At 44.3% G+C, this 22,735-nt stretch carries 22 protein-coding genes; 12 read left to right on the forward strand and 10 right to left on the reverse strand.

Features of this window, described 5'->3' with window-relative positions; translation table 11 throughout:
- The first annotated feature begins 147 nt into the window (after window positions 1-147).
- Window positions 148-2,169 carry a HelD family protein gene (locus tag AC1MEO_RS02995; RefSeq protein WP_480334228.1) on the forward strand — a complete coding sequence of 674 codons (2,022 nt, stop codon included), beginning with the start codon at window positions 148-150 and terminating at the stop codon, window positions 2,167-2,169.
- On the opposite strand, the gene AC1MEO_RS03000 is transcribed toward AC1MEO_RS02995, so the two are convergent.
- Window positions 2,161-2,880, reverse strand: a complete 720-nt coding sequence (locus tag AC1MEO_RS03000; protein WP_480334229.1) for a MerR family transcriptional regulator — start codon at window positions 2,878-2,880, stop codon at window positions 2,161-2,163. The two genes, AC1MEO_RS02995 and AC1MEO_RS03000, sit on opposite strands and share 9 nt — an antisense overlap.
- A 264-nt stretch (window positions 2,881-3,144) precedes the next feature.
- Between AC1MEO_RS03000 and AC1MEO_RS03005 the strand changes: the two genes are divergently transcribed.
- The 4 genes from AC1MEO_RS03005 (at window position 3,145) to AC1MEO_RS03020 (ending at window position 6,979) form a co-directional block, all read left to right on the forward strand.
- Complete coding sequence (locus tag AC1MEO_RS03005; protein ID WP_480334230.1) at window positions 3,145-4,065, forward strand: ABC transporter ATP-binding protein; 921 nt, start codon at window positions 3,145-3,147, stop codon at window positions 4,063-4,065.
- A complete protein-coding gene (locus AC1MEO_RS03010) occupies window positions 4,058-5,014 on the forward strand; it encodes an ABC transporter permease (protein WP_480334231.1) in 957 nt (318 codons plus the stop codon). The genes AC1MEO_RS03005 and AC1MEO_RS03010 overlap by 8 nt, the downstream gene beginning before the upstream one ends.
- 41 nt (window positions 5,015-5,055) lie before the next feature.
- Window positions 5,056-5,481, forward strand: a complete 426-nt coding sequence (locus AC1MEO_RS03015; RefSeq protein WP_480334232.1) for a DUF4064 domain-containing protein — start codon at window positions 5,056-5,058, stop codon at window positions 5,479-5,481.
- Window positions 5,482-5,905: 424 nt separating this feature from the next.
- A complete protein-coding gene (locus AC1MEO_RS03020; protein WP_480334233.1) occupies window positions 5,906-6,979 on the forward strand; it encodes an NAD(P)-dependent alcohol dehydrogenase in 1,074 nt (357 codons plus the stop codon).
- A 65-nt stretch (window positions 6,980-7,044) separates the two neighbouring features.
- On the opposite strand, the gene AC1MEO_RS03025 is transcribed toward AC1MEO_RS03020, so the two are convergent.
- The 5 genes from AC1MEO_RS03025 to AC1MEO_RS03045 all read right to left on the reverse strand — a co-directional run bounded on the left by AC1MEO_RS03025 (window position 7,045) and on the right by AC1MEO_RS03045 (window position 11,977).
- Window positions 7,045-7,608, reverse strand: a complete 564-nt coding sequence (locus AC1MEO_RS03025; protein WP_480334234.1) for a cysteine hydrolase family protein — start codon at window positions 7,606-7,608, stop codon at window positions 7,045-7,047.
- A 495-nt stretch (window positions 7,609-8,103) separates the two neighbouring features.
- Window positions 8,104-8,781: an ABC transporter ATP-binding protein gene (locus tag AC1MEO_RS03030; RefSeq protein ID WP_480334236.1), complete on the reverse strand. Its 678-nt coding sequence runs from the start codon at window positions 8,779-8,781 to the stop codon at window positions 8,104-8,106.
- Between the two features lies 1 nt (window position 8,782).
- Complete coding sequence (locus AC1MEO_RS03035; protein WP_480334237.1) at window positions 8,783-9,817, reverse strand: ABC transporter permease; 1,035 nt, start codon at window positions 9,815-9,817, stop codon at window positions 8,783-8,785.
- Window positions 9,818-9,935: 118 nt separating this feature from the next.
- Window positions 9,936-11,306 (reverse strand): sensor histidine kinase, encoded by a 1,371-nt coding sequence (locus AC1MEO_RS03040; RefSeq protein ID WP_480334238.1) that lies wholly within the window; start codon window positions 11,304-11,306, stop codon window positions 9,936-9,938.
- Window positions 11,303-11,977 (reverse strand): response regulator transcription factor, encoded by a 675-nt coding sequence (locus AC1MEO_RS03045; RefSeq protein ID WP_480334239.1) that lies wholly within the window; start codon window positions 11,975-11,977, stop codon window positions 11,303-11,305. The genes AC1MEO_RS03040 and AC1MEO_RS03045 overlap by 4 nt, the downstream gene beginning before the upstream one ends.
- A gap of 445 nt (window positions 11,978-12,422) precedes the next feature.
- On the opposite strand from AC1MEO_RS03045, the gene AC1MEO_RS03050 reads away from it, so the two are divergent.
- Window positions 12,423-13,262 (forward strand): nucleotidyltransferase domain-containing protein, encoded by an 840-nt coding sequence (locus tag AC1MEO_RS03050; protein ID WP_480334240.1) that lies wholly within the window; start codon window positions 12,423-12,425, stop codon window positions 13,260-13,262.
- 175 nt (window positions 13,263-13,437) lie between these two features.
- Window positions 13,438-14,739, forward strand: a complete 1,302-nt coding sequence (locus AC1MEO_RS03055; protein WP_480334241.1) for a TolB family protein — start codon at window positions 13,438-13,440, stop codon at window positions 14,737-14,739.
- A gap of 13 nt (window positions 14,740-14,752) precedes the next feature.
- Here AC1MEO_RS03055 and AC1MEO_RS03060 read toward each other — a convergent pair whose 3' ends face one another.
- Window positions 14,753-15,445 carry an AIM24 family protein gene (locus AC1MEO_RS03060; protein ID WP_480334242.1) on the reverse strand — a complete coding sequence of 231 codons (693 nt, stop codon included), beginning with the start codon at window positions 15,443-15,445 and terminating at the stop codon, window positions 14,753-14,755.
- 324 nt (window positions 15,446-15,769) lie between these two features.
- Here AC1MEO_RS03060 and AC1MEO_RS03065 point away from each other — a divergent pair, with 324 nt between their 5' ends.
- Both AC1MEO_RS03065 and AC1MEO_RS03070 read left to right on the forward strand, forming a co-directional pair.
- Complete coding sequence (locus AC1MEO_RS03065; RefSeq protein WP_480334243.1) at window positions 15,770-16,246, forward strand: cupin domain-containing protein; 477 nt, start codon at window positions 15,770-15,772, stop codon at window positions 16,244-16,246.
- Window positions 16,247-16,346: 100 nt separating this feature from the next.
- The gene (locus tag AC1MEO_RS03070) at window positions 16,347-16,823 is read left to right on the forward strand and encodes a cupin domain-containing protein (RefSeq protein WP_480334244.1); all 477 of its coding nucleotides are present in this window, start codon (window positions 16,347-16,349) and stop codon (window positions 16,821-16,823) included.
- 143 nt (window positions 16,824-16,966) lie between these two features.
- Here the strand turns inward: AC1MEO_RS03070 and AC1MEO_RS03075 are convergent, their stop codons facing one another.
- The 3 genes from AC1MEO_RS03075 to AC1MEO_RS03085 form a co-directional block, all read right to left on the reverse strand.
- Window positions 16,967-17,998, reverse strand: a complete 1,032-nt coding sequence (locus tag AC1MEO_RS03075) for a DUF4097 family beta strand repeat-containing protein (RefSeq protein WP_480334245.1) — start codon at window positions 17,996-17,998, stop codon at window positions 16,967-16,969.
- Window positions 17,991-18,314, reverse strand: a complete 324-nt coding sequence (locus AC1MEO_RS03080) for a PadR family transcriptional regulator (protein ID WP_480334246.1) — start codon at window positions 18,312-18,314, stop codon at window positions 17,991-17,993. The genes AC1MEO_RS03075 and AC1MEO_RS03080 overlap by 8 nt, the downstream gene beginning before the upstream one ends.
- A gap of 212 nt (window positions 18,315-18,526) precedes the next feature.
- Complete coding sequence (locus tag AC1MEO_RS03085) at window positions 18,527-20,122, reverse strand: ABC transporter substrate-binding protein (RefSeq protein WP_480334247.1); 1,596 nt, start codon at window positions 20,120-20,122, stop codon at window positions 18,527-18,529.
- A gap of 305 nt (window positions 20,123-20,427) precedes the next feature.
- On the opposite strand from AC1MEO_RS03085, the gene AC1MEO_RS03090 reads away from it, so the two are divergent.
- From AC1MEO_RS03090 to AC1MEO_RS03100, 3 genes are all read left to right on the forward strand, one after another.
- Window positions 20,428-21,210: a DUF4240 domain-containing protein gene (locus tag AC1MEO_RS03090; RefSeq protein WP_480334248.1), complete on the forward strand. Its 783-nt coding sequence runs from the start codon at window positions 20,428-20,430 to the stop codon at window positions 21,208-21,210.
- 720 nt (window positions 21,211-21,930) lie between these two features.
- Complete coding sequence (locus AC1MEO_RS03095; protein WP_480334250.1) at window positions 21,931-22,338, forward strand: hypothetical protein; 408 nt, start codon at window positions 21,931-21,933, stop codon at window positions 22,336-22,338.
- 213 nt (window positions 22,339-22,551) lie between these two features.
- The gene (locus AC1MEO_RS03100; RefSeq protein WP_480334251.1) at window positions 22,552-22,704 is read left to right on the forward strand and encodes a hypothetical protein; all 153 of its coding nucleotides are present in this window, start codon (window positions 22,552-22,554) and stop codon (window positions 22,702-22,704) included.
- Window positions 22,705-22,735: the final 31 nt, after the last annotated feature.

Below are 22,735 nucleotides of genomic sequence, written 5' to 3' on the forward strand. Positions count from 1 at the left end.
GGACGGTTCTATATATAAATGAAGAGCAACAAAACCGAATGAAGTTTTGAAGATCCAAACAATCTAACCGGAATCCAACCCTCCACTTAGACACCAGCCAGAATTTGTCTGGTAGACTAAGCATTGCTGTTTGAAGGAGGGGACGTCTTGGCTAAGGAACAGGAACTAGTGTATTTGGATAAAACGTTGGCAAGCTTGGATCGTGCATCAGAAAAATTGTCAGCTGGCATCACAACACAAGATCAAGGTTTTAAAGAATTGCAGAAATATATGATTGACTACAAAAGTGAATTGGACAAGTTTGAAGTATACGATCATCAACAAACACTGAGCATGATTGATAAACAAGGATACATGCAGGTAATGGAACGTGAACAGGTGAAAAAATTGATCGACTCGCCGTATTTCGGCCGGTTCGATTTTGTATACGAGGGCGAAGAGCTGGAGGACGTTGAACGTTTTTACATCGGGCGTTTCGGATTTCAAGGTGATGACGGCACACAGCTTATTTATGACTGGCGAGCACCGGTTTGTAATATGTATTATGAGTTTGAACTTGGCGAAGCTCATTATCGTGCGATGGAACGCCTTTTTGATGGTGAGCTTATTGGAAAACGACAAATTAAAATCGAGAATTCAGCGCTGCAATACGTTATGGACAGCTCCTTGACGATTCAAGACGAATCGCTGTTGCAGGCATTGAGCACACACTCGAATGATAAGATGAAGACCATTGTGACATCGATCCAGCGTGAGCAGAATAAAATCGTACGAAATGAAACCGCGCATAATGTCATCATCCAAGGCGTAGCAGGTTCCGGGAAAACAGCCGTTGCTCTCCACCGCATCGCTTATTATCTGTATAAATTCCGGGAGAGCTTGCGGGTAGAGCGGATCTTTATTCTGTCGCCCAATAAGGTTTTTGGGGATTACATCTCGTCAGTACTCCCTGAGCTTGGCGAACAACCTATCCGCTCTTTCACAATCGACGAACTGACCGTGAATCTGTTAGCGTCACCCCTTGGATTTACTTCGTTCGAAAAAGAAACAACGGCAATTCTGCAAGATCAATCCAGCGCTTTAACGGCACGTGCAAAATTCAAAGGAAATGCTGCATTCCACCAAAAACTCCAACAGTTTTTGGTGGAATTGGATGCGAACCTGTTAAACCATGAAGCTATTCAGGTAGCAGGGACGGAATTTACAGCTGATTATTTGCAGGGGCGTTTTCTCCAATACCGAAAAGAGCCAGTCATGAACCGCTTGGAGTCCATGGTTGATGATATGATGGAAGTCTTAAAGTCCAAACGTGGCGGCGAAGGGAAATTGCCAAGCCGAAATGAAGTGATGAAGCGCTTAAAAAAACGTCTGCTCTATTCGACGCCATTGGAGATTTACCGCAACTTTATCGGACAACTTGGTCCGGACATGTTTATATTCTCAAAGAATAAGTTTGAATTCAATGACGTGTATCCTTATCTTTATGTCCACTATTATTTTAAAGGCATCAAAAACTATGAACTCGTGCAACATTTTGTGCTGGATGAGATGCAGGATTACACGCCCATTCAATACGAAGTCTTATCAAAAGTGTTCAGCTGCAAACGGACAATTCTTGGGGACTTCAGCCAGGCGCTGCTGCCGTATGAAACCATTTCGAAACAGGCGTTCCAAACGATTTTCAAGAACACCGAGTACGTGGAATTGACCAAGACCTACCGTTCATCTTACGAAATAGCAATGTACTCGAAGAAGTTTATGCGCACAGGAGATCTAGAGCCGATTGCCCGCCATGGTGATGAACCGGCAGAACTTGCCTATGAGTCGCTTGAAGAAATGTATGAGTTGATTCGAAAATATGCGGCCAATGAATATAAGTCCACGGCGATCATTTGCAAGAGAGAGCAGGACCTTATCTGCTTGAGAAACAATTTAGCCATTTCGTTCATGGTACTGGACGGGGAAACAGTAAAGTTTGAAAGTGGGCTCCTTTTGACCACGATTCAATATGCAAAAGGCTTGGAGTTTGATTCGGTGATTGTTCCTTTTGTGAATGCAGAAAATTATGCCACGGAATTTGAGCGAGGGCTTCTCTATATTACGGCGACACGGGCAATGCATCAATTGACATTGATGGTTGATTCGAAAGAACCGTCGCCTTTACTGTAATTTCTTTAAAATCGTCATGATGGATTCGACATCCTTCATGGCGATTTTTAAATTATTGACCAAGTCGTCAGTGACGTGTGAAAAATCCTCAGTAAACTTGGCCGAACTGATGATGGCAAACACATCGTTGTCGACAGGCAATTCCAGTTCGCGGAATAGGTGGGCAATGCTGGTGATGGAAAGATGGGCAGTACGCAAAGTCCGGATGATCAACAATTTTTGAATGTCCGATTCTGCATAGATTCTCCGGTTTTGGGAAGTGCGGGGAACCGTATACAAATCATTGCGTTCCCAATTCCGCAGGGTTTCCTGCGTCAACTGAAGAGTTTCTGCGGCTTCCTGGTGAGAATATACGTTGTCGGTAAACGGCTGGTTTTGAAGCAGCCGATCAACGGTTTCGATGGCTTTTATTGTGTAACGGTACTCGCTTCGCAAAAAAAGAAAGTAAGCTTCCGCAGCACATAAGCTATCGGAAAATGCTTCCTGTCCACTCAACCGGACAATCTTTGTCGCTTTTTTGCGCAGGTTATTCTGTATGAATTCCTGTTTAAAAGCAAGCCGGGCAATTGTCATTTGAAGCAGATGAATTTCGGAAAAAACTCTGTAGCCATTGGCTTGGCGGGCGACTGGTGATATATACCGCCATTCTTCATACAGCCTGACGGTATTGGGGTGTACACCCACATTTTTTGCGATTTCGCTCGTATACATTTGACTCTCTCCAGAACTATAGGTTTTTAATCAGTATACCATCTTCTATTATGGCTGAGACTCTGCGTAACTTTGGGGGAGTACCAAACTGTGTAAGGCGGTTTCTCTCTTTTTATCTCCGAAAGTAACTTTAGCGTTATGTCTTTGATGCTTTCTTAAATCCGTAAAACCTTAAGTTTTTAAAATAATTACCATTATTGGGAACTTAATTCCTTTTCTATCGTAATAGAGGAGTGGGAAAGTAAAATACGGAGGTGCACAATCATGTCAAAGCCGGCAATGCAATTGGTGAATTTAAAAAAGACAATCGGCAACAAGCCGATTATCAAAGGACTGGATTTTGAAATCAGAGCGGGTGAAGTGTTCGGATTTCTGGGGCCGAACGGAGCGGGCAAGACGACCACGATCCGGATGATGGTCGGATTGATCGACATCACAGAAGGCGATGTGCTGATTGAAGGAAAAAGCATCAAAACGGATTTCAAAGGTGCCATCCAGCATGTGGGCGCCATCGTTGAAAATCCTGAAATGTATCCCTTCCTCAGTGGCTGGAAAAATCTCAAGCAATATGCGCGAATGGTCGAAGGCGTCACAGAAGATCGTATAAAAGAAGTGACAGCTCTCGTGGGACTGGAAAATGCAATTCACGAAAAAGCGGGCCGCTACTCACTCGGTATGCGTCAACGCCTCGGAATTGCGCAAGCTTTATTACATAGACCATCGATTCTGATTTTGGATGAACCTACAAACGGGCTGGATCCTTCAGGTATCCGTGAAATCCGGAAATACATACGCAATCTTGCTGAAAAAGAAAATGTGGCGGTCATCGTTTCCAGCCATTTATTGACTGAAATCGAATTGATGTGTGACCGGATCGGCGTCATCAAAAACGGCGAATTGATTGCCATCGAAGAAGTGAAAGGCGCCGTAAACGAAGAAGATCTGAAAGAAGTTTATATCGAAGTAGAGCCGTTGGATACTGCCAAAGCCTACCTCGACAGCCATTTAGGCAATAAAGTGGGAGTTGGCAGCAAAGAACTTTCCATGTCGGTCAAACGGGAAGAGATTCCGCAAATCCTGAAAAACCTGATGGAGCTGGGCATCAGCATTTACGGTGTACGCGTCCTGCAGGCGACGCTGGAAGATAAATTCTTTGACCTGATTGGAGAGAATACCATTGAGTAACTTACTGAACTTAATCTGGAATGAACAGATAAAATTATATGCCAAAAAAGGGACATTGGTGATGTTTGCAGTACTGTTGGTCATTGCGGTCGGCGGCGGGCTTATTACGAAATTCCTTGGGGGCGAATCCGATTTCAAGGAATACGGAAACAACTGGCAGACTGAATTGCAGGAAGAAAATGCACAGATGACGGCGGAAATGGAAGAAGATGAGTTTATTGGATTTACAAATGAGATGTACATAGCCGAAAATAACTACCGTCTCGAAAACAATATCAAGCCGCAGCCCTATGACGGCTGGGAATATGTGCTGGAAAACAGCTTCCTTACGTCAGTCATCAGCTTGTTCACCATCATTGTGGCGGCAGGTATTATCTCGAATGAGTTTAAATGGGGCACAATCAAATTATTGCTGATCCGGCCGATATCACGGACAAAGATTCTATTGTCCAAATACCTGTCAGTGCTGATATTTGCCTCTACGTTACTCGTGTTCCTGCTGCTTTCCTCGTGGATTGTCGGCGCATTATTGTTCGGGCTGAACGGTTTGAATCCGTTGGTCGTACAGGATATGATGCCTGGTTATGTGCAAAATGATGTGTTGGGTGAAATTGTGAAATCTTATGGCTTCAGCCTTGTGACACTCGTGATGATGGCAACTTTCGCATTCATGATTTCCGCTATTTTCAGAAGCAGTGGAATGGCAATCGGCCTGGCGATCTTCCTGATGATGGCCGGCAACGCAATTGTGGCTTTCCTGTCGCAATACGAATGGTCAAAATACATTCTGTTCGCCAACACGAACCTGAACCAATACATGAATGGCATGGAGCCGATGATTCCGGGGATGTCGCTGACTTTCTCAATCGTGGTGCTGGTGGTTTACTTCGTCATCTTTATAGGTGCAGCATGGGTAGCATTTACAAAACGGGACGTTACAGGGAATTAAGAGTTTTATTTGAAATGGAAAAATTAGTAGGAGGAATAAAAATGAAACGTACAGCGGAAATAGTATTAGGAATTATCGGGGCATTGGGCTTCGCATTTTCAGCAGCAATTGGCGGCTTCCTGATGTGGATGCAGGATAATAGAGTTTTAATGGAAGAAGCAATGACCGGAACCGGCGATCCAAACACCGAATTCAGCATGGCAGAATTTGAAATGGGGATGGATTTGCTTGGTACAGGCGGTTGGGTATTGCTTTTGGCGTCAGTTGCAGCAATCGTGTTAGGAATTGTAGCAATGGTCTTGCTGAAAGGCAATAAAAAACCGATCATCGCGGGCATCGTCTTCATCGCGACTGCGGTAATCGTCTCAATCGTTACAGCGGGCGCTGGAATCCTGGCCGGTCTTTTCTATCTGATTGCCGGTATCATGTGCTTCGTGCGCAAGCCGCAAAGAACTTTGGAAATGTAATTTACAAAAAGGAAGTTGCCCTAAAATGAAAGAACCCCTGGTCCTCTTGTCTTAACAAGAAGGCTGGGGGTTTTCACTTTATCCAGAAAAAAGAAGTACACTCGATTAATATGAAAAAAGTAGAATTAGACGAACTAACACTTATGAAGTTGAATACTCCTAAGACTATTTGGAGAATAAACCGATGCGGTATCCACTTTATAGAAAGTTTGAAAATCGTGGATTGCGGGAAGTGAAGAGGTTGGAGCTGATTCTTATTTCACTTGATTCTTGCGCTTCTGCGAATACTACATTGCATCCGAAATCACTACTTTGTGGGCAGGGAAACAGGCAAACGTAAATTAAAAGAACGGCAACCCATTAATCTCCAGGCTTATGTGTGAAGTAAGCAGAGACAAACTTTACAAAAGGAGAGGTTAGCATTATGAAAATTAAAGCGGCAGTCACACCGGGAATGGGAAGAGCGTTTGAAATGACTGATATTGAATTGCCGGAACTTGGTTCGGGAGATGTTTTAATAAAAGTAGCAGCATCCGGGATCTGCCATACGGATGTTTCAGGGAGAGACACCGGGATGGTCGATCCGCCCGCAGTTCTTGGCCATGAAGGCGCAGGAGTTGTAGAAGAGGTAGGGGCTGAAGTTACTGAACTTCAAAAAGGAGATCACGTGGTTGTCTCATTTGCAAGTTGCGGAGAATGTGATAATTGTTTAGCCGATCACCCTGCACATTGCAGACATTATGGTGAACTTAATTTAAATAGCCACATCGATCAAGATACCAATACATTGGTTTCCAGATTCTTCGGGCAATCTTCATTTGCAACATACTCACTCGTCAACCAAAGAAATGTTGTGAAGATTGATAAGGATATGGACTTAGCTTTGGCGGCTCCACTAGGTTGTGGCCTACAAACCGGAGCTAGCAGTGTATTAAATGTGCTGAAGCCAGAAGCAGGCAGTTCTATTGCGGTATTTGGTGTCGGGGCCGTAGGATTAAGTGCGATCATGGCTGCTAAAATTGCAGGCTGCAAGAACATTATTGGAATTGACCTCCATGAAAATCGCTTGGAACTGGCGGAAGAGTTGGGGGCAACCGCTACTATAAAAAGTGGCAAGGGTGTCGATGTTGCAGAAAAGATCAAAGAAATTACAGGTGCAGGGGTGCAGCATGTCCTTGATACGACCGGAGTCGATGTGGTGATTGCACAGGCCATCGATTCATTGGATACTTTTGGAAAAATAGTTACTGTCGTTACTGATTTTAACCTTTCTATACCGTTGGAAGCATTGGCATTAAAAGGCGGCAGTATTGCAGGAACCAGTCAAGGCGATGCAAGTCCACAAACTTTCATTCCGGAAATGATTTCTTACTATAAGAATGGACAATTTCCTTACGATCGAATGGTGAAATTCTTTGGATTTGATGAAATCAATAAGGCTTTTGAAGAATCAGAGAATGGGTCAGTCATTAAACCGGTTCTAAAAATTAATTACTGAATTCTATATAAAAAATGGAAACTTGTAAAAAAACAAGTTTCCATTTTTTATTGAAATCAGCATGTTTACAGGGTTGCGGCTTTCTGTTGCAAAAAATCTTCTGTCGTTGTGACATCCGCATACATCCCTTGGAGTGCGCCGACAAACGCATAATGAACCTGCTCTGCTGGAACGACTTTGTCTTGATACGTTAATTCTCTCGTCGCACAGGCATCTTCGATCAATGTTGTTTCATAACCCAGATCCACCGCAGCACGCACAGTAGCATCGATGCACATATGTGTCATCATGCCGGCCACTACAACCTTGGTGATGCCTTTTTCTTTTAATTGGCTTTCTAATTCCGTTTGCAGAAAGCTGTTCGGGAAGTTTTTGACAATGATGCTTTCGTGTTCCATTGGCTGAACCGCTTCATGTATTTCCGCCCCTTGCGTATCTGGAAGGAAGAAGCCCAAAGCTGGATTGCTTGCGATATGTTGAACATGGAAAACATGGTCTTTGTGATTTTGTCTGAACCATTCAAGAACTTTAGCCGCATTGGCAGCTGCGTTTTCTGGATTGCTCAATTCCATTTTTCCATTTGGAAAGTAGTCATTTTGAATATCGACAACGATTAAAGCTGTACTCATTTTCCCACCCCATTCATGAATTTTTCCTACAAGCTCATGATATACGTAATCATCGTTTTTATCGAATACTTTGGCATGAAATCAGTTGACGATGTAGTCTGCTGGCAATCAAAGAAATTATTCCGGCTGGTTTCTAAGAAAACGTTTTTGCCGGTAGAATGGGGCATGATTTTTATAAACAGAAAGGTTCCGGTATATTAACCGGAACCTTTTCAAGTACATTAAATTCAAGTTGCATAGTGTGAGTTTATTGCCCAACGATCAACAATTCTACAAGTTAACTGCCCAAGAAAGAAGAGATATAGCGAAAAAACATGCCAAATCAGTGTTATCAACAATTGAAGAAATTTAGTTTAGCAGCATCAGATGCAAAGGATGCAAAAGAGGGAAAGACGCTGTGGCAAGCATCTTTCCCTCTTTTCCTGTGCAGCATTCATTTCCAATACGGTTAGGATGGCAATTGCTTCAAGAGAGAAATCTAAAGAATATCGCTTCTCATTTCACGGCCAAGCCATCTTTCATCGTGATGACATGGTCGGCATAGGCCAGCATTTCCTCATCGTGGGTAACCATCAACGTCGTGATCTTCATCGTTTTCGTCAAGTCGCGGATCAGCTCCATGACATCTTTTGACCGTTTTGAATCCAGGCTGGCCGTCGGTTCGTCCGCAAAGAGGATTTTCGGTTTGTGGATGATGGCACGGGCAATCGCTACCCGCTGTCTTTCGCCACCCGATAATGAAGCGGGGTAGGCAGCTTTTCGATGTTCCATGCCGATCAGTTTCAGGATATCCGCAATTTCCTTTTGTTGCTGCGCTTTTTTTAATGTCGTTTCCGATACTTCAAGCATCAAAGTCAGCTGCTCCTCTACCGTTAGGAACGGGACAAGATGCGCAGACTGAAAGACAAAGCCGAACTCGCTGGCCCGGATCTTCCGGATCTGTTCCTGGCTCATGTCGGTCATATTCCTTCCATTAAATAGAATTTTGCCATTTGAAGCCGGCTGGAGGCCGGCGGCGATTGTCAGCAGCGTGCTTTTGCCGGATCCGGAGGCGCCTACGAGTGCTGTAATCTCTCCTTGTTGGAGCGTCAAATCGATTCCTTTTAATATTTCTTCTGCCACTTCACCGGTAGTAAACGTTTTTCTCAGTTCATTGATTGTGAAAATGGTCATCTTACACCTCTCCTTGTTGAATCGCTTGCAGCGGTTCAACTTTTTTGATTTGGATGCCTGACAGGGTAGCTCCGACAAAACCAATGACGAGGAAAACGATGGATAATTGGATCGTTGTGGCTGCGGTTAAGCTGAAAGGCATTCCTTCTGGTGCGATAAAGTTGAAGCTCTGGCTGAGTGCAATCGATAACGCCAGTGCAATGAAGGTGATAAAGAGCATCTGCGTCCACATCATTTGGAATAAGGTACTCGTCTTCACGCCGATTGCTTTAAGAATTCCATACAATCCGATTTTTTGCACGTTCATCATGTAGAAGAAAATGGCGAACAACAATCCGCTGATGACGACAAGAAACCAGACAATCATGTTGAGGGACAGTTGTTCCGCGCTGTAGCTGGGAATCGTATTGAGGAACTCGCTGTTCGTAAATGATTGCAGCTCTTCGATGACTGGGAATTCATCTCCTGAAGAAATGAAAATCAATTGCATCTCATTTACCCGGTACATCTCTTTGTAGTTTTCCATATTGATGAAAGCGACAGGGGCGTGGCTGTACTTTTGCTGATCAACAAAGCCCTTCACGACAAATTCGCCGCTGAATTGGTTGTTGGTCAGCGTATCGCCGACTTTTAAGCCTGCTTCTTCCAAAGAACGGTCCAGGACAATTTCGCCTGCTTGGACATTTTCAAACAGTTTGGAGTCTGTTGACGTGACGAAGGCCACACTGCGTTGCTTGTCTTCTTCATCATTCAAAAATCCCATTTGGATGGACAGGGCAACCGCTTCTTCTTGTTCCTTTAAAACCGCTTCTTGGACAACGGGGTCGATCAGCGAAAGGTTGTACGTTTCTTCCGCATCTTGATCCATATAAAATTGTCCATCCGGCAAATCTTTGATCAATGCGGCGTTGTCCTGGGACAAGCCGTTTGCGAGTCCGGAAATAATGAATGTCAAAAAACTGACCAGAAACACAATCGAACCCAGAATCATAAATTTCACTTTACTTTTTTTAATTTCTTTCCATGCAATGTTCATCTATAGGCCTCCGATTTCTTTAATACCCTTAGTTTAAGGGGCTAAGATGAACGGAAGATGAACAAGCCATTACATTTCAAAAGGAAAATCAACTAAGAAACCAAAAAAGAGGTGCGTTTTACGAAAGTGGCAGTTTCACTTCTACAGTTGTTCCGACTGTAGGAATACTTTTGACTCTAATCGTCCCTTTATGCAACTCGACGACTTCTTTAACAATGGCCAATCCCAACCCTGACCCTTTCAATGAACGCACCCGCGCCTGGTCCGCACGGTAAAAACGGTCAAACGCACGGGCCGTTTCCTCCTGGTCCATGCCGATGCCCTCATCCCGTACCCGCACGACCATCTCGGTTGCTGTAGCGCTTAACTGAAGTTCGATGGCGCCACCCGGCTCACTGTATTTGATCGCATTGGTCAACAGATTTTCCCAGACCGTTTGAAGAAGGACAGCGTTTCCTTTGGCTTTGACCGCTTCCAATTGAGCTGATACCCCAAGCTCTTTTTCATCAAAGGCGAAGCGCAAATGGGACAGGGTATTCCGTAGTTGTTCGTCTACGGCGATTTCCTCTACGGGATCAATCGTCTCTTTATCGAATGACGCCAAGGTCAGCAATTGATTGGTCAATAAAGACAAGCGCGTCGTTTCTTCCTGGATGATGGCAGCATATTGTGTTTTTTCTGCTTCGCTGCTGTCATCCTTTTGAAGGAGAGACAAATAACTTTGAATCGTATGCAGGGGTGATTGGATATCATGGGATATATTGTGGACAAATTCTTTGCGTTTTAAAGTTGATTGCTCAACCCGGTTGCGCATTGTGACAAATTGATCTGCCAGACGGCCGATTTCATCTCTTCGATGGATCGCAAGAGGAACGTCAAAGCTTTCCGTGCCCATTTTTTCTGTCGCTTCCGTTAATTTGGTGATCGGCTGGATCAATAAACGCGCAACCAGCAGCATGCCGATAAAACTCAACAAAATGATGCCGACTGCCAATCCGCCGAATAAGAAGCGAAGTTCCTGGAAAAGAAGTTTAATATCCGGCCGCAAAAAGAGTGCATGGTTTTCACCGTTCATTTCCAGCGATACACCGACAGAATTTTCCAGCTCGTTGGCGAAAAATCCGGTGACAAACGTTTCCCGTGGGAAATCACGTATGCCGTTAAAGGCGTCTCCCTGGAGAACTTGCTGAATATCCGCTTCATCAATCGATTCGTTCCGGAACTCGCTGCCGTATCGATCTACAGTGTCGCCATCTGTAACATACAGCTGGTACCCGGCATCCCCCAGCAAACGCAATGTCGCTTCAAGTTGATCGGGTGCAACACCTTCCACATACTCGGCAATTGAAGCGGCGATCGCCAAATTTTTGTCGTTATTTTCTGTTTTTAAGTTTTGGTGGTAATAAGTGTTCATCGCAAAAAAGGAGATGATGCTGCTGACGAGCATTGTCGCAAAAGTAAACCAAATTAATTTGACGTAAAGGCTCATGGGTTCACCTCGAGTTTATAGCCTACGCCTCTTACGGTGACAATCTGCACATCGGGAGCAAAACGGCCTAAGCGTTGGCGAAGCCGTTTAATGTGGACATTCACTGTCTGCTCATCTCCTTGGAAATCAATGCCCCAAATCCGCTCAATCATCAAATCCCGGCTCAACACTTGTCTGGGCTTGGAAGCCAGCAATGACAGCAATTCAAATTCCTTGAGCGGGATCAGTAGCATTCCTTGACTTGACCGGACTTCGTAGCTTTTAGAATCAATAGTTAAAGATCCGATAGTCAACGTATCTTCAGTGGGATGATCATACCTCCGCAAAATGGCCTTGACGCGGTACAGCAATTCCTTTGATTCGAAAGGTTTGACCAGGTAATCGTCCGAACCGGCTAAAAATCCGCGCTCTTTGTCTTCGATGTGATGCCGCGCCGTAAGCAAGATGACGGGAAGGTCATAGTCTTTCCGCAATATTTGCGTAAGTTCAAATCCATCAATGCCCGGCATCATGACATCCACGATCGCCAAATCCACCGTCTTTGATTGTAAGCAAACTAAAGCTTGTTCTCCTGATCCGGCTTCGATTACTTCGTACCCATTTTGGCGAAGTTCGGCTGAAACAAAATGCAGCATATGCATGTCGTCATCTACTGCGAGTATCCGTGTCATGTTCATCCTCCTCAAGTGCTTGCAATAAGTAGACTATAAAGCTTACCAATCGAAGAGGCAATGAATCGGCGGAAAAGAAACCAACTCAACCCCATTCTTGCTGTTTTATTTTCATGACTAAGACGCCATACAAGAACCCCACAACAACTTTGTCTTTACAGGATTGCTTGGGCTTCTCAACTTTAAAACTGCTATTTTGAAGAGAACATGTGCAATTTTCCCCCGGCCTATTACTACCTATGTTAAAAAGCAATATCGATTCAGATCGCATAACCAGAACGGATCCCTTATTTCAGAAGACCCATTTTGCGAATGGTTTAAAATATGATTGCTTTAAAATTTCAAGTAAGAGGCCTGCTTGGCAGGTAAAAAGAGGGATTTCTGAGCGGATAGCGAAAGTATGATAATGGAAGGTAAGAGAAATTATAGGAATGAGTTGTTGTGCTTGGAATCCAAAGATAGACATTCAAAAAGAGATGACTCTTTGCCAAAACATCGAGCAGTTCTCTTGCAGAACGCTTTGAAGGATTTAATGGCAGATGCGAATGTTCTCGCCATTTACTTGGCAGGATCATTAGCGAAACAGAACTTTGACGATTACTCGGATATAGACCTGCACACAATTGTAAAGCCCGAAAAGAGAACTGAATTCATTGAGGAGAAATGTGTCAGAGCAGAGAAATGGGGCAACGTGCTGTTTCATGAAAATGCGGATCCAAAAGGTCCTGTAGTGGTGACGCATTATGATTGTTTTGTCAAAATGGATAGCTGGTATCATGCTCCGGATGAAATTATGCCGTCCATCTGGCTAAAAGGAGTAGAAGTACTTCACGATCCCGACTGCCTAATAAGTCCGGCCATAAAAGAGTCATCTGATATCTCTTATAAAATTTCGACGGATGAAGTGGAGTTCTGGAAAGGGAAGATTCTTGCGTTTGCTCATGAGACGTACCGTGCCTTCATGAGAAGGGAGATGCTTCACGCTGAATTTAATATAGATAGGATGCGTTGGCTAGTAGTTTCTGGCTGGTATATGGAAATGGATGAACACTTTGATGCTTCTTATGGCAGCTGGTCAAAAGTTGAAGGGAAAAGAAGCATACTGAATAATGGGCAGCTGTCTCTTTTAGAAGAGTGGCGATGCAGGAGAGAGCCGGATGAAGTCTTGGTAACAGTGACATCCATGGTTCCTGAAGTTCTCAGATTGAATCGGCATCTAAGTGAAAAGACTGGCATAGATGCCAACGAAAAACACTTCCAAAAAATAATGGAAATGATTACTTAGCTATATAAGTTGAACTAATGTTTTAACGGCGCTGTTATCAATACAGGGGATAACAGCTGATTTCTTTAGTTCAACTTATATAACCGCCTTTTTTCACAGTCGGCATAATCTTTGCCGAGCTGTTATCTCAATGGTTTTTGCCAGCACGAAAAAAATAACCGGAGGAGGCGATTCAATGAAAAATCATCGTGTTCTCTTGATAATCATCGGCATTGTGGCTTTTCTTTTCGTGGCGTCCTTCATCTACTATGTATTGAATGACCATAATCCGTATGAAAATCATTCGGGTTTGGGTGCAACCCTTTCCGTCTCGCCTGATGATGCATGGGTTATGTTTTCTTCATATGAAAATGGAAGAGAAGCTATTTACAAAGGCAGCCTGCTAAACGGGAAAGTGGAGAAAGTGACAGAACCGGAAGGCCAGGACCATCGCATGCCGAAATTTTCACCGGATGGCGAAGGAATTCTTTATTTGGCGGCTAATAACAGCGGTATTCAGTCTCTTCATTATTGGAATGTGGAAACTGGAGATGGGCCCATCCAATTGACTGGGTTGGATGCACATGTATCCGACGCGGCTTTTTCACCAGACGGCCGGACCATTTATTATATAGCGATTCCAGCAGCGGATTTTTTAAAGCCTGAGGGAGAGAAGGAAAACGGAGCCGATTTGTTTTCTATTGCTGCAGAAGGCGGAAATTCCCTTAAATTAACGGACAAAGATTCTTTTGCAATGGATGGAATTTCGGTTTCCGCTGATGGAACCAAGCTTTATTACACGGAGTTTGACGGGGTTCAACGGCTGATGGCCTATTCGATCGAAGCAGGGACAGATCGTGCTTATTTTCCGGAGTACCTAAAGAATGACCTATACGCTCCGGATTTCTCAGGCAATAATGGACTGTTGGCGTATACAGCCGTTTCAGAAAAATCGAGAAAATCCGGGTCTCTCTATGAATACGAACTTTTTTTGACGGACACATTAACGGGAGAAACGAAAAGATTGACGGACTTTCAGGCTTCGGTTACATCTCCTTCTTTTTTTCATCATGAAAACCGAGTTGCCTTTTTAAAACAGCCGAATTGGCCAGATGAGCCGGCGGTCTATGAGGCAATGACAGTTGATTTCGACAGCGGGGAAATAGCGGATTTGCAATTGGATTTTCCTGAACCGAAAAATGCGTTCCAGCCATCCGCTATAGCCCGCTGGTTCACACATCCTATAATTGTTGCGGGCCTTTATCTGCTGCTATTCGGTTTGTGGACTGCCTATTCCCATTCCTTATTGAAGAAAAGGTATCTCCCGCTTAAGGTAAGCGCCATTCTGACCGGCCTCGTTTTCGCCAGCAGTTTTGCGGCTGCTGTTTTTAATCCATGGGCGGCCATAGGATTGTTTGCTTTGTCTGCAGGGCTGGCTGGTTGTACAGTGATCATCTTTGCTTTCGCATATAGTTACCGTAGACAATGGGGAAAGTGAATTTTAATTGAAATCAACCCTGCTGTACGTGATAAACCTCCTCAAAAGGCTGCACGACGACAAAGCCGTTGCCGGAAAACTTCATCTGCACCGATTCTCCGCTGCCTCGGCCAAACAGGCTTTTCAGCTGGATATCCGTCACGAAATCAGGTTCCAGGCTACCCGACCAGGCAACGGTTGCGTTGGGGTCAGTGAAAACGGGCCTGTCAGGGGTGACGAGCAAAGTGAGCGGCTCGTAATGAGATGTGAACGCGACAAGCCCGTGCCCTTCCAGGCGTACGTTAAATAGGCCTCCAGCCATCATGCCAGCGACACGGCGCATGAGTTTGATGTCCCATTCCAGGCCGTCCTGGAACGCGAGCAAGTCATTGCCGTTGATGAAGATGCTTTCGCCTTCCAGATCCAGAATGGTGATTTTCTTGCCGCGATCCGCGATATAAAGTTTCCCGTTTCCGTTTGCCTTCATCAGCTGTGCGCCTTCGCCACTAAAGGCTTTCTTGACGAATTTCCCCAGTCCGTGCTCAAGCATGCCTTCCCGTTCGAATTTGATATTTCCTTCATAGGAAATCATGGACCCGGCTTTTGCCCAAACCAGTCCATCCAGGTTGACTTCCAAGAGACGATCCGTCTCCAGCTCGAAAAATTCGCGTGCGCTTTCGTCTTGCTGTGTTTTTTGTACAAATTGATGGATGGAATACTTCGACATAAAAATACCTCCTCGTATACTACGTTTAAAATGCTTACAAACAGCAATCCTTATCGTTCAAAATATTATTAAAAAATAGATATTTGTGATAAAAGGGAGTATAATTTATGGTGAAAAAAACTTGATACATAATAAAAGAAGCGTCCGTTTTAGACTTTAAAACAGGGAAGGGGGCCACTAACGAACTGCATAGACACCGGAACAAGCTCTTGCTGATTTTTCTGTTGCTATGCCTATTGCCGATTTACTGTGTACTCAAACGCTTTTCAGAAAAGACTTGCCTGACACTGGGTTTCATGAGAATAAGTTTTGGAGGGACTGAAAATGGAACCGCAATTGGATCATGTATTTTCGTTTGCGCATAAAGAAGGAAAAGCCTATTGGTTTGACGGCAATCTGATGGAAATCAAAGCATCCGGTGAAGAAACAAACGATGTTTTTTGTTTGATTGAAGGACTGCACCCAGCGGGATATGAAACGCCGCTGCATCTTCATCGAAATGAAGAAGAATCCCTCTATATTTTAGCGGGTGAAGTGACATACACCATCGGGGATAAAACGATGACGGGAAAAGCCGGCACCTTTATCTACGCATCGCGCAACGTGCCGCATAAGTTTAAAGTTGTGGGCGGCGAGCCGGCGAGGACCTTGACCTTATTGACGCCTGCCGGAGGGGAACAATTTTACATTGAATCCGGTGTGGCAGCAGATGAGCGTAAATTGCCACCGGCCACACTAAAGCCTGACATTGAAAAAATGATGGCGGCTTCCCAGAGGTACGGCATCGAAATTCTGGGATAAGCTAGAATCCATCCCGCTCCGTTTAATGAATACTGTAGCTGATCATATGCAGAAAATGCCGTATGCTTTATTTGGTCCCCAAAAACGGGAGGTAATGAAAGTGGTACAGCAAATGAATAACGCTTTTTCGTTTGCGCACGGAGAAGGCGATGCCTATTGGTTTAACGGCACGTTAATGGAAGTAAAAGCAAGCGGCGATGAAACGAATGGCGTTTTCAGTTTGATAGAAGGGTTGCTCCCGCCGGGGTATGAAACACCGCTGCACGCCAAAAGCAATGAAGAGGACATGTATTATGTGCTGGAAGGCGATTTGACATTCATCGTTGGGGAAAAAACCATCAAAGGAATACCGGGAACATTTGTTTATGTGCCGCGCCACATCAAACACAAATTCACAGTTGAAGGATCTTCCCCTGCTAAAGTGCTGTTTATGTTTACGCCGGCTGGAGTGGAACAGTTCTTCATTGAGATGGGGGCAGCAGCCGACGAGTATAAACTGCCGACAGATCCAGTTGAGTTTGATATGGACAAATTTGTGGCGACTGCACAGAAATACGGCATCGAAATTCTGGGGTAAAACAAGGCAATGCGGCTAATTCTGCACGATGGGATAAAAAGAGAGGCTAAAAAGCAAAGAGGACCACTTTAATGGTCCTCTTTGCTATTCCATACTATTTCCTTACCATTTAACCCGGCTATTTCTTTGCCGAATCAAGCTCCTTAATCCGCCAGTTGAACCGTAATCGTCCCATTATCTGACTGCAGGTCCACCGAATGATCTCCGTTTCCGAAAATGCTTTTTCTGTTCTTCCGGCCGAATACGGAAATCAGCCCCCAACCCACTTCAGCGCGGATCGTCGCATTTTTTGGCTCAGTCTGCGTTTCGAGAAGGATCGGGCCATTGTCTGTTTCCAGCGCAATATTCCGGTCGATATCGGCAGTCAACAAGTGGATGCGTCCGTTATCTGTCTTGGCGCGGACATTGCCTCCGATTTCCCTCATGATGATGGCGCCATTGTCGGAAGTGGCATGCACTTCACTTGCCTGAATATCCTTCAACTTGAGCTGGCCATTGTCTGTTTTGGCTCTCAATTTTTTTCCCTGGATGGACTTCAGCTCAATATCCCCGTTGTCTGACTGGGCAACGCATTCATCCGCGCTCATGTGTTCGAGCTTGATGCGCCCATTATCCGTTTCCACATGGAACTGCGTGCTTTGGAGACGCTCGCCGGTAATGCTGCCATGGTCTGATGCAATTTCGATTTTTTCATAAACTTTAGCAGGCAGTTGTACGGTGAGCATCGGGGATTTCATGTTTGCCGTAAAACTGAAGATGCCCCATTTTCTTGGTTCTTCTTTTAAGGTGATGACCAGTGTACGGTCGAGGATATCGACGGAAAGCTGCTGCCGATAGCTTTTATCTTTGATGTCCGTGTGCATTTTGCCGTCTTCGGAAGGTGTGATGACTAGGGTGCCGTTATCGAGTTGGATGTCGACTTTATCGAATTCATCTTTTGTCAGCACTATGGCGGCTGCAGTTAAATCTGTTTGGCTGAAATCAAAAGACTCGATCAGTTCGTTCGCGATGGCCTTCGGCGAGCCGAGTTCAGCTGCGATTTCACTATCTGTTTTGCCGTCAGCTTTGCCGTTCGCAAAATATTCCCTGATGTCTTGTAGAATATCGTTCAGCTCTTCTTGTGGCAGCTGTTTCAAAGCCGTTTCAAGTTCTTGGAGAAATTGGTTTTCAGTCATTTTGCACACCCTCTTCGATTAGTTTATTGACCCCATCTGTGAAGCTTTTCCATTCTTCGAGCTGTTCCTGCAGGTAGGTCCTCCCGAGTTCAGTAAGCGAGTAATATTTTCGTGGCGGACCTTCGCTCGATTCCTGTAAATAGGTGGTGAAATAGCCTTCCTTGGTCAGGCGGCGGAGAAGGGGGTAGACCGCACCTTCAGAAATCGCGATGCGGTGTGAAATTTTCTGCACCAGCTCATAGCCGTAGCGGTCCTGTTTATCCAGCAGCACCAGCACGCATAAATTCAGCGCCCCTTTTTTAAATTGGATATTCACTTATGAACACTCCTTCCCTAGCTATTGTTTAATAAATAGTAGTGGTTAATGAACAATATATCATCAGCTAGTGTTCAATGCAAGGTAGTGGGGTGGAATAATTAGGTGATTTTAAAATTGATAGGGAGTATCTCTCAGAAATAAAAAGGTGGCCCCAATTCAAGCTATGAATTGGGGCCATCCTGACTAATTCAGTTCAAAAAGCATTTCTTTTATTCAAATTCAATTTCCGTCGTAATCACACGTCCGGTTGGATGCGGGTCAAAGCCGGTGATATTTTCTTTGCCTGCCAGAGACGGCGACGTATGGACGAGCGGGATAATTGGTGGATCTTCGTGCAGGATGACCTGCGCTTCTCTGTATAGTTCATTGCGTGCTTCCTGGTCGGTAATGGTTCTTGCTTCATCCAGAATCGCATTCAATTCGGGGTTATCGTATTGCGTCGAGTTGGTGGATCCGACATTGTCGCCGTGCAACAGTGTATAAATGAAGTTATCGGCGTCGCCGTTCATGCCTGTCCAGCCGAGCAGGAATGTGTCGGCTTCTCCGTTGATTGCTTTTTCGATATAAGTCGCCCATTCAAAAGTGACGATCTCCGCTTCAACGCCGATAGCTGCAAAATTGGACTGGAGATATTCCGCCACTTTTGCACCGTCCGGCATATAGGGCCGGGATACAGGCATAGCATAAAGCTCCATTTCAAAGCCATCCGGGAGTCCTGCTTCTGCAAGCAGTTCTTTGGCTCTTTCCGGATCGTATGCATACGGTTCGATGTCATCGTTATAACCTTCGACAGCCGGAGGGATTACATTTTTTGCTGCAATCGCCCCTTCACCGAAGAACGCTTCGACCATCGCCTCTTTATTCACCGCATGGCTGAGCGCCTGGCGGACAAGTGGATCGTCGAAAGGCTCATGTGTCAAAGTCATACCCAAATACCCGAGATTGAGGGGAGGGCGCGAATACAGCTCTAGCTCCGGATTTTCTTCAACTTGCGAATAGGACTCTGAATCGAGGCCGGTGATGAGATCCACTTCACCGCTCAACAACGCATTGAGCCGTGAGGAATTATCCGGAATTGTACGGAAAATCACCTGTTCGAGTTTGGGAAGTCCATCCAATCGGTAGTCATCATTTTTCTCTAGGACAATACGTTCGTTCGGCTGCCATTCCTGGAAGATGAACGGGCCAGTGCCGACCGGATTGCTTCTATAATCTTCACCCGACTCTTCAATCGCTGCCGGGCTTGAAATAGAGAGGGGAGTGAGTGCAAGATCCTTCAACAGCGTCGGCTGAGGATTTTTCAAGTTGATTTCGACTGTGGATTCATCCAGTGCAGTAACCGCTGCGATATTATGGGCTTCATCGCCTTGGTAGCCACCGAATACGGTTCCATACATCGGGAATTTGTCTCCGCCACCATTCATCCAACGGTTAAAATTGAAGGCAACAGCGTCCGCATTGAAATCCGTGCCGTCATGAAACTTAACCCCTTCTTGAAGGGTGAACGTGTAAGTGAGGCCGTCTTCGGATTCGGTCCATTCGGTCGCAAGCATTGGTTCCACCACCGTTTCCCCTTCTGCAAATGTCGTCAGTGTCTCCAAGATGCTTTGAGCGACGTTTTCAGATTCGTTATCCGTCACTTCTGATGGATCCAGGGATACGGCATCACCGCCACGGGCGAAAATGAGGGTGTCTTGAGCGCTGGAAGATTCTGTGTCGTTGGATTCTTCACTTGAACAGGCTGCCAAGAAGAGCGGAAGCATAGTGGAAAAGGTTAATAATAATGTCCGGGATCTTAAATTCATTGGATCACTCCTTATCATGGGATAGGTACTGCTGTTTAACGCAAAAGAGACTGAACAGCTAAAATTCAGTGTAATTTCGATACATATGTACAAGCATCGGGTTAAAATAATAAATCATGGAAGAAATAAATGCTTTTTTCGGAAGAAAAACAAGCCTCCTTTCTTGAACTGTAAATAGAGCATTTATAATTGCCATATATACTAGTATAAAGTAAAAAGGTTAATTTTTGTAATAATACTAAATAGTTTGTCAATAAGGCGGAGGAATAGCATCGACGAAAATTCAGATAAAAGAGGGAACTCAAATGGAAAAATCACTGGTTTGCATTACCGTCTACTCTAATAAGTTTTGGAAAATAAAAGCCCAGGGCAATATTTTCATCGTATCTTACGGGAGAATCGGCACTCGGGGCTCTATAAACACGAAAGAATTCTCTTCTGAAGAGCATTGTCTGAAAGAAGCGAACCGGCTGATTGAATCGAAGTTGAAAAAAGGCTACCAGGAGCATGACAAGCAGGAAGAAGAAATGGAGGGGAGCGGGATGACGGAAGGCCGGTTTTGGGGACTGCTGGACATGGCGCATTACAAAAGAGACGATTTGGAGGAGCAGGCAGAATGGCTGGTTGGCAAGTTGGCGAGAAAATCAGTAGAGGACATTATCCGGTTTGATGCGCATTTCAACAAACAGTATTGCAAATCCTACACATCGGACCTATGGGCGGCAGCCTTTATCATTATGGGCGGTTGTTCCGACGATTCTTTCGATTATTTCCGGGCGTGGCTCCTGTATCTTGGAAAACAAGCGTATGAAGAAGCCATTCGCGATCCAGAAAGCATTATTCCTTATTTGGCAGAACTCGAGGAGGATGTGCCAAAGTTCGAAGATTTACTTTATGCTGCCAGCCGGGCATTTGGAAAAAAGACCGGTTTGGATCACGAGGCATACCTGGATATGTATGGGAAGCTGTCGGTAAACCACTATGAGCAACCCGACATGGAGTTGGACTGGAATGAAGGGGACGAAGAAGGATTAACAAGAAAGTTTCCGATGTTGTGGAAAGTGTATGGAGAGGCGCCTTTAAGGTGAAAATCCACTATGCTCTCCAAAGTGTAAAAAAATGGATCGGATATTCAGAAGAAAAACAACTTTTTCCTTATTTTAGTAAAACATTGCCGAAATAGAAAACTTATTTCTTATGCAATTACTGACAAATTTATGCTTGAACTATGGATTCCTGAAAAAGAGAAGGCGTGAGGATTCATGCGCCTTCTCTTTTTGCAATGGAAGAGATAAGGGGTGGCATACAGTTGATGACCAATATATTTTCCTGTACATCCTCTTGTGATACTGATTCTTCAAACTCCTGCACACGAATTCCCACATATTTAACCAAGGGATTCCAAAAGAATAAATATGCTCTCTTTTGTTAAATAGATAAGAATAAAGATTCGGTTCCATTTATTTTAATACATGTTGAATTCGACTGAAATATATTGAGATAACATTTAATTTATCTGAATTAAAAGAATATTGTATATACCTTTACATTTATTAGCATATATAATAGGCTTATTGTATTAGTAACCAGCAATTTAATTGTGTTTTTTAATTCAAAAGAAGAAAAAAGAATCAACCTTCAAGTATTAAAGGGGTTTATTATTTATTTAATATTCAGAATATTCATTTCCTGGATTAAAGGGGAAAAAGTTTTATGCAACAAAACGATATTGCTATTTCCCAATTATTTTATTAGTTAAAAGCAATTGTGCAATACAATTCAGTGGAAGAGTTTAAGGGGTGGTTGAAATGAGTGGAACAGATCTACTGACATTAAGGGATGAGAAGACGAATGATTTTCGGGCTGAAGCAATGGAGTCCATCGAACAAGGGTGGAGGTTAAGGAAGATACGGACGATCCAGGTGGAAAAGAGATCGGATATAAATGTCAACTGGTCGTTGGACCTGGATGTTTCCAGTCGAGTATTGAACAATGGCCGGAAAGAGTCTAACCGGGCGGAAGTCTTTTTGCTTCACGAGGAACTGCCGGTTTTTACACAGGCACTTATCGAGCATCGCATTCCGTTTCCCACATGCTATTCGCAGCAGCTATCACAGGAGCGCGGAATGTATTGCCTTCGACTAGCCTCCCAGGAACCTTTCGAAGATTTTGCTGAGCGGCTTTCCGAGTCACTTGGCGTGCTTGGGAAAATGTAAGGAATAGAGGAATTTACGCTATGGCTTGGTTTAAAAGGGAGAAGTGATGATGGGGCAGCTAGTGCCACTTATCACCGGGAATCCAGCAGTGAGAAATTCATGCCCTGAAGAATCCTGAAAAAGTAATTAGGAAAAGAACCTGTGTTCAAAGTCTTAGGACTGCAAGCATATAAACCATGTTTAGGAAGAACACTACCGAGGAGGATGGATAAGATGACTGTAATGATGAAGGAAGAAAAAAGAATGGACCGCACTACGAAAACGTATTTGGAAATTTATAAAGAGCATATCAATGGCTATAAGCAGTATAAACTGGAAAAAGAGACTTCCCCTAAAGCAGGGAAGACTCAAAATGCTTTGAAATAACAATAGGTGAAATCGCCGCATCCTGAAACCG

It is taken from the genome of Planococcus sp. BI3, from assembly GCF_056680115.1.

Coding starts and splice junctions, on each gene's coding strand:
- AC1MEO_RS03055 (WP_480334241.1), top strand. CDS start 13,438: ATGAAAAATCATCGTGTTCTCTTGATAATCATCGGCATTGTGGCTTTT.
- AC1MEO_RS03100 (WP_480334251.1), top strand. CDS start 22,552: ATGACTGTAATGATGAAGGAAGAAAAAAGAATGGACCGCACTACGAAA.
- AC1MEO_RS03040 (WP_480334238.1), bottom strand. CDS start 11,306: ATGAGCCTTTACGTCAAATTAATTTGGTTTACTTTTGCGACAATGCTC.
- AC1MEO_RS03030 (WP_480334236.1), bottom strand. CDS start 8,781: ATGACCATTTTCACAATCAATGAACTGAGAAAAACGTTTACTACCGGT.
- AC1MEO_RS03025 (WP_480334234.1), bottom strand. CDS start 7,608: ATGAGTACAGCTTTAATCGTTGTCGATATTCAAAATGACTACTTTCCA.
- AC1MEO_RS03075 (WP_480334245.1), bottom strand. CDS start 17,998: ATGACTGAAAACCAATTTCTCCAAGAACTTGAAACGGCTTTGAAACAG.
- AC1MEO_RS03090 (WP_480334248.1), top strand. CDS start 20,428: ATGGAAAAATCACTGGTTTGCATTACCGTCTACTCTAATAAGTTTTGG.
- AC1MEO_RS03085 (WP_480334247.1), bottom strand. CDS start 20,122: ATGAATTTAAGATCCCGGACATTATTATTAACCTTTTCCACTATGCTT.
- AC1MEO_RS03095 (WP_480334250.1), top strand. CDS start 21,931: ATGAGTGGAACAGATCTACTGACATTAAGGGATGAGAAGACGAATGAT.
- AC1MEO_RS03045 (WP_480334239.1), bottom strand. CDS start 11,977: ATGACACGGATACTCGCAGTAGATGACGACATGCATATGCTGCATTTT.
- AC1MEO_RS03065 (WP_480334243.1), top strand. CDS start 15,770: ATGGAACCGCAATTGGATCATGTATTTTCGTTTGCGCATAAAGAAGGA.
- AC1MEO_RS03005 (WP_480334230.1), top strand. CDS start 3,145: ATGTCAAAGCCGGCAATGCAATTGGTGAATTTAAAAAAGACAATCGGC.
- AC1MEO_RS03020 (WP_480334233.1), top strand. CDS start 5,906: ATGAAAATTAAAGCGGCAGTCACACCGGGAATGGGAAGAGCGTTTGAA.
- AC1MEO_RS03060 (WP_480334242.1), bottom strand. CDS start 15,445: ATGTCGAAGTATTCCATCCATCAATTTGTACAAAAAACACAGCAAGAC.
- AC1MEO_RS03035 (WP_480334237.1), bottom strand. CDS start 9,817: ATGAACATTGCATGGAAAGAAATTAAAAAAAGTAAAGTGAAATTTATG.
- AC1MEO_RS03015 (WP_480334232.1), top strand. CDS start 5,056: ATGAAACGTACAGCGGAAATAGTATTAGGAATTATCGGGGCATTGGGC.
- AC1MEO_RS03000 (WP_480334229.1), bottom strand. CDS start 2,880: ATGTATACGAGCGAAATCGCAAAAAATGTGGGTGTACACCCCAATACC.